At 73.4% G+C, this 4,859-nt stretch carries 5 protein-coding genes; 3 read left to right on the plus strand and 2 right to left on the minus strand.

What is annotated here, in order from left to right; genetic code table 11:
• Window positions 1-473 precede the first annotated feature (473 nt).
• Window positions 474-1,163 carry a bifunctional DNA primase/polymerase gene (locus tag ACYVPE_RS39285; protein WP_461038640.1) on the plus strand — a complete coding sequence of 230 codons (690 nt, stop codon included), beginning with the start codon at window positions 474-476 and terminating at the stop codon, window positions 1,161-1,163.
• A gap of 19 nt (window positions 1,164-1,182) precedes the next feature.
• On the opposite strand, the gene ACYVPE_RS39290 is transcribed toward ACYVPE_RS39285, so the two are convergent.
• Window positions 1,183-2,235, minus strand: a complete 1,053-nt coding sequence (locus ACYVPE_RS39290; RefSeq protein WP_461038641.1) for a hypothetical protein — start codon at window positions 2,233-2,235, stop codon at window positions 1,183-1,185.
• A 166-nt stretch (window positions 2,236-2,401) separates the two neighbouring features.
• On the opposite strand from ACYVPE_RS39290, the gene ACYVPE_RS39295 reads away from it, so the two are divergent.
• On the plus strand, window positions 2,402-3,142 hold the full coding sequence (locus tag ACYVPE_RS39295) for a CDP-alcohol phosphatidyltransferase family protein (protein ID WP_461038642.1): 741 nt from the start codon (window positions 2,402-2,404) through the stop codon (window positions 3,140-3,142).
• Here ACYVPE_RS39295 and ACYVPE_RS39300 read toward each other — a convergent pair.
• A complete protein-coding gene (locus ACYVPE_RS39300) occupies window positions 3,058-3,540 on the minus strand; it encodes an adenylyltransferase/cytidyltransferase family protein (RefSeq protein WP_461038643.1) in 483 nt (160 codons plus the stop codon). The genes ACYVPE_RS39295 and ACYVPE_RS39300 overlap by 85 nt on opposite strands.
• Window positions 3,541-3,718: 178 nt before the next feature.
• On the opposite strand from ACYVPE_RS39300, the gene ACYVPE_RS39305 reads away from it, so the two are divergent.
• Window positions 3,719-4,859: glycosyltransferase family 4 protein (locus ACYVPE_RS39305; protein ID WP_461038644.1), on the plus strand; the 1,141-nt coding region annotated here is incomplete at its 3' end.

A 4,859-nucleotide genomic window follows, 5' to 3' on the forward strand; every position in this document is an offset into this window, starting at 1 on the left:
CCCACCTACCCGCTCTTTTGTGCGCTCCGTGCGGGGCGCGCCGGGCCGGCCGGCGCCTCGCGGCCCGGGCCGGCTGCCGCGTCGCGCGCAGCGCGAGAAGGGGCGGGTGGGCGGGGAGACCTCGCGTGGAGCGCCGGGCCCGATGCTTCCCCGCGCGGAGCGCGGGGCACCCCCGGCGCGGAGCGCCGAGGGACAGAGCCGCCGGCAGCCGGCGCCTTCCGCGCGAAGCGCGGGGAGCGCGGGGCCCCGCAGGGGCCAGCGGCCGCGCCGCGCGTCAGCGCGTGGAAAAGGGTGGGTGGGTGGGGGAAATCCTCGCGGTGCCGAGGGGGCCCGCGCCGTGGGACCGATTACCCATCGGGGCCGACCGCAGGGCAGGATGGTTCGTTACAACTTACAACCCGGGTTCGCGGAATAAAGCGTGGTGCGTCCGTGCTCCACGCTTCGGGAAACACTGGTGAGGCGGTAGGGGGACCATGGAACGCGAGAGCAGACTCCCTCGGTGGTTGCGTCGCGGGGCCAGGGAGGCCGCCGCCGGGGCAGCCGCGGCGAAGGAGAGGGAAGAGCTGCTGCTCGCCGCCGCGGAGGCCGGGTTTCCTCTGGCGCCGGCCGCGCATCCCGACGACTACGGGTGTTCCTGCGAACGCATCGGCTGTCCGAGCCCCGGCCGGCATCCCGTGTCCCTGGCCTGGCAGACGCAGGCCACCACCGACCGTGACCAGGTCCTTCGCTGGTTGCACGCCGCCCCGCAGGCGAACTTCGTGACGGCCACCGGCGAGTCGCACGACGTGCTCGACGTGCCGGCCGCCGCCGGCCGGGTGGCGCTCGAGCGGTTGGCGGAGGCCGGCACCGAGGTCGGTCCCGTCGCCGTCGTGGACGACCGGATGCTGTTCTTCACGGCCACCCGCGGCACCCCGGACGACGAGGACGAGTGGTGGCCGTGTGAGCTCGACTGCCATCCGGAGACGATGGACGAGCATCCGGGGCTCCGCTGGCACTGCCGCGGCAGCTATGTGCTGGTGCCGCCCTCCCGCACGCCGGGCGGCGCCCCCACCGCCGCCGTCCGCTGGGTGCACGGCGTCGAGCGGCCGTTGCCCGAGCCGCTGACGCTGCTCGAGGCGCTGACCGACGCCTGCGCGGCGCTGCCGGCGCCCGCCTGGCCCTGAGGGCCAGGCGCGACCCCCGCTACTCGCCGGCGACCGCCGTGGCGCCCCTGATCTGGCTCAGGATCTGCACGGGACCCTCGCCGGCCGGCACGTACGCAACCTGGGTGGCGACCCGCTCCCACGTGACGGCGCGCTGCGCGTCGCCCTCCATCAGGGCCAGCGTCGCCGGGTCCAGCTGAAGCACCTCGGCCGGGGACTCGCCCTCCGCCACCGTCTGCTTGCTGCCGTGCTGGGTGGTGAAGAAGACCAGCGCGCCGCCGTCGGCCGTGCGCATCGCGACCGGCGCGTACTCCTCGCCCTCGGCGGCCTCGTCGATGAACTCGGTGCGGAACGCGGCGCTGGCGTTGGACTCGGCCCGGCTCGCCAGGGCGTCGCTGGTGTAGCGGCCCTCGGCGAACTCGCCCGCCTCGCCCTGGCCGTTGCTCGACAGGTACTCGGCGTAGGCCGCGCTCAGCTCGCCAGGCGGCACGACGAGGTCGTCGCCCTCGTCGCCGGCGGCCGGGATGTCGACCAGCGCGCCGTTCTCCTCGTCGGCCAGCTCGGGGAGCTGGGCGCCAGGCACCTGCGCCAGGTAGGAGGCCCGCCAGTCCTCGTCGATGGCGTCGCGGGTGAAGACCAGCAGCCAGCGGCTGTCCGCCAGGTTGGTCCTGGCGTCGGCCACGAAGAACTTCGGCCAGCCCGCCTGTTCCGGTATGTGGTACTGGACGTCGCTGAGTTCGAGCGGCGTGAAGGACTCGGGCCCGTACGCCTCGGTGATCTGCTGGGTGATCTGCTCGTCGCCCCGCTCCTCGGCGTCGGCGATCGCGCCCGCCTTGGCGGTGAGCGTCGCGCCGTTGATGGCGCCGAGCCCGCCGGTCTCGACGGTGGCGTTGAGCTCCGCGTCGTTGGCCGGCTTCGCCTCGTTGTAGACCTCGACGTAGTGATCGAGGGCCGCCTCGGCCTCCTCGGTGGTGAGCGCGGGCACGATGGCCTCCTCGCCGTGCACCGTCATGCAGCCCGACAGGCTCGCCGTCAGTGCGAGGACTGCCGTCAGCCCTGCCGCGGTCGTCGACAGCCGTGCTCGCAGCCGCATCGTCGGTCCTCCCCGTTCTCGGTCACCTGTGGGCCCCACCGGATGGCCGCAGTGGCCCCCGCATGCTATCGGCCCATGCGATGATGCCACGCATTGTGGGGGACGCCGGATCCGGTGGCGAGTGTGGGTCGGGACAGGTGTCGGACAGGTGGGGACCAGGTGAGCGATGGTGGCTGAACTGAGCTACGGGGCGGCGCTCGAACGGCTGCGGGGGGCGCAGAAGACCGCCAAGGGCGTGTCGCTCTACTCGCGCTACGTCAACCGCCCGTTGGGGCGGCGGCTCGCCGCCGCCGGCTACCGGCTCGGCCTGACGCCCAACCAGGTCACGGTCGTCAGCGCGGTGTTCAGCTTCGCCGGGGTGGGCGCGCTGGCCGCCCTGCCGCCGTCCTGGCCGCTGGCGTTGGGCGTCTACGCGGCGCTGGTGCTCGGCTTCGCGCTGGACTCGGCCGACGGCCAACTGGCCAGGCTGCGTGGCCAGTCGAGCCCGGCGGGGGAGTGGCTCGACCACGCCGTCGACTGCGCCAAGATCACCGCGCTGCACGGCGCCGTGCTGATCACCTTCCACCGCCACTTCGCACTGCCGTCCGACGGCTGGCTGCTGGTGCCGCTGGTCTTCCAACTCGCCGCCGTACTGGTGTTCTTCGGCGGGCTGCTCACCGACAAGCTCAAGCCCAGGCGGGAGCCGGGCGCGCCCGCGCCCGCGCCGTCCAGGCTGCGCGCCGTGGCGCTGCTGCCCGTGGACTACGGGGTGATGTGCGCGGTCTTCCTGCTGCTCGGCGACGAGCGGGCGTTCCGCCTCGGCTACACGGCGCTGGCCTGCTGCTACGTGGCCTTCTGCGCCGCGTTCTCCGTCAAGTGGTTCCGCGAGCTGTCCGCCGTCAACGCGGACAGCGCGGCCCGCAGCTGAGTGCTCGACGTGTGCACCGTGTAGGGGAAGTAGACGATCTCGACGCCCACCGTGGCGAAGTCGCGCTCCAACCGCTCGCCGCGCGGCGTGCCGCGCCAGTCGTCCCCCTTGAACAGCACGTCGAACCGCACCTGTTGCCAGGTCTCCAGCTTGTCGGGCACGGTCTCCACGAACGCCGCGTCCACGAAGCGGATGCTCCGCACGATCTCCAGCCGCTCCACCAGCGGGATCACCGGCGGCCGCCCCTTGGCCAGTTCGGCCATCTCGTCCGAGACGACGCCGGCCACCAGGTAGTCGCAGTGGCTCCTGGCGTGCCTGAGGATGTTGAGGTGCCCGACGTGGAAGAGGTCGTAGACGCCGGGCGCGTAGCCCACGGTATGGCGGACGGCATGCGGCATGTCGGACGGAACCCCCCACTGGCCCGGTGCGGAAGAGGATGTCCCACCTTAGCTCCAAGTCCTCACAGAACAGGGCCAGATGCTGACGTCGTGTGCAAATTTTGGGGATAGGCTGAACGCTCGTCACCCACGGGGGAGGGAGATCAGGGGGAGGCCCTCTACGATGTGCGCAAGCACCATGCCCGACCGTGCCGCCGCGCATGAGCGGTTGCTGCTCGTGTCGACCAACTACGCGCCCGAGCAGGCCGGCATCGGTCCCTACGCCACGCAGCTCGCCGAGCACTGGGCCGCGGAACGCCAGGCCGAGGTCCATGTGTTGGCGGGCATGCCGCACTATCCTTCCTGGCGCATCGATCCGGCCTATCGCGGAAAGTGGCGCAGCGTGGACGCTCGGGCGGGGGTTCTGATACACCGCCGGCGGCATTCGGTGCCGCCGCGTCAGACCGCCCTGCGCCGCGCCCTCTACGAGGCCACGATCCTCGCCCACGGCCTGCTCGCCCCGCCCTCGATGGGCCGCCCCGACGCCGTGGTCGCGCAGGTGCCCAGCCTGGCCGGCGGGCTGCTCGCCGCCCGGCTCGCCCGCCGGCACGGCGCGCCCTATCTGCCCATCGTCCAGGACCTGATGGGCGCCGCCGCCGCGCAGAGCGGCATCAGCGGCGGGGGCCGGGCGGCCGCCGCGGCCTCGGCGGTGGAGCGCCGGATGCTGCGGGACGCCACCCTGGTCGGCATCATCCACGAGAGCTTCCGGGAGCGGGTGCGCGCGCTCGGCGTGCCGGACGACCGCATCAGGCTCGTCCCCAACTGGTCGCACGTCGCCGGCCCTTCGACGCCCAGGGCGGAGACCAGGGCCCGGCTCGGCTGGGCCGACGGCCGGACCGTGCTGCTGCACTCCGGCAACATGGGCCTCAAGCAGGGCCTCGACGTGCTGGTCGAAACCGCCCGCCACGCACCCGAGTTGCGGATCGTGCTGATGGGCGACGGCAACCAGCGCGAGCGGCTCGTCGAACTCGCCGCCGGGCTGCCCAACGTGGACTTCCTGCCGCCGGCGCCGGAGGCCGAGTTCCCCGACGTGCTGGCCGCCGCCGACGCCCTCGTCGTCACCCAGCGCGCCAGCGTCCTCGACATGAGCCTGCCGTCCAAGCTCACCTCCTACTTCGTCGCCGCCCGCCCGGTGCTCGGCTCGGTCGCCGCCGAGGGCGGCACCGCCCAGGAGATCCACCGGTCCACCGGGGGCCGGCTGGTCCCGCCCGAGGACCCGGCCGCGCTCGCCGTCGCCGGCGGCGAGTTGGCCGCCGCCGAGACCGCCGCCGACGCCGCGC

The organism is Streptomyces mayteni (assembly GCF_054783955.1).

Excerpts from the sequence above, each read along its gene's own strand:
- ACYVPE_RS39300 (WP_461038643.1), bottom strand. The coding sequence starts at position 3,540 with ATGCCGCATGCCGTCCGCCATACCGTGGGCTACGCGCCCGGCGTCTAC.
- ACYVPE_RS39290 (WP_461038641.1), bottom strand. The coding sequence starts at position 2,235 with ATGCGGCTGCGAGCACGGCTGTCGACGACCGCGGCAGGGCTGACGGCA.
- ACYVPE_RS39295 (WP_461038642.1), top strand. The coding sequence starts at position 2,402 with ATGGTGGCTGAACTGAGCTACGGGGCGGCGCTCGAACGGCTGCGGGGG.
- ACYVPE_RS39285 (WP_461038640.1), top strand. The coding sequence starts at position 474 with ATGGAACGCGAGAGCAGACTCCCTCGGTGGTTGCGTCGCGGGGCCAGG.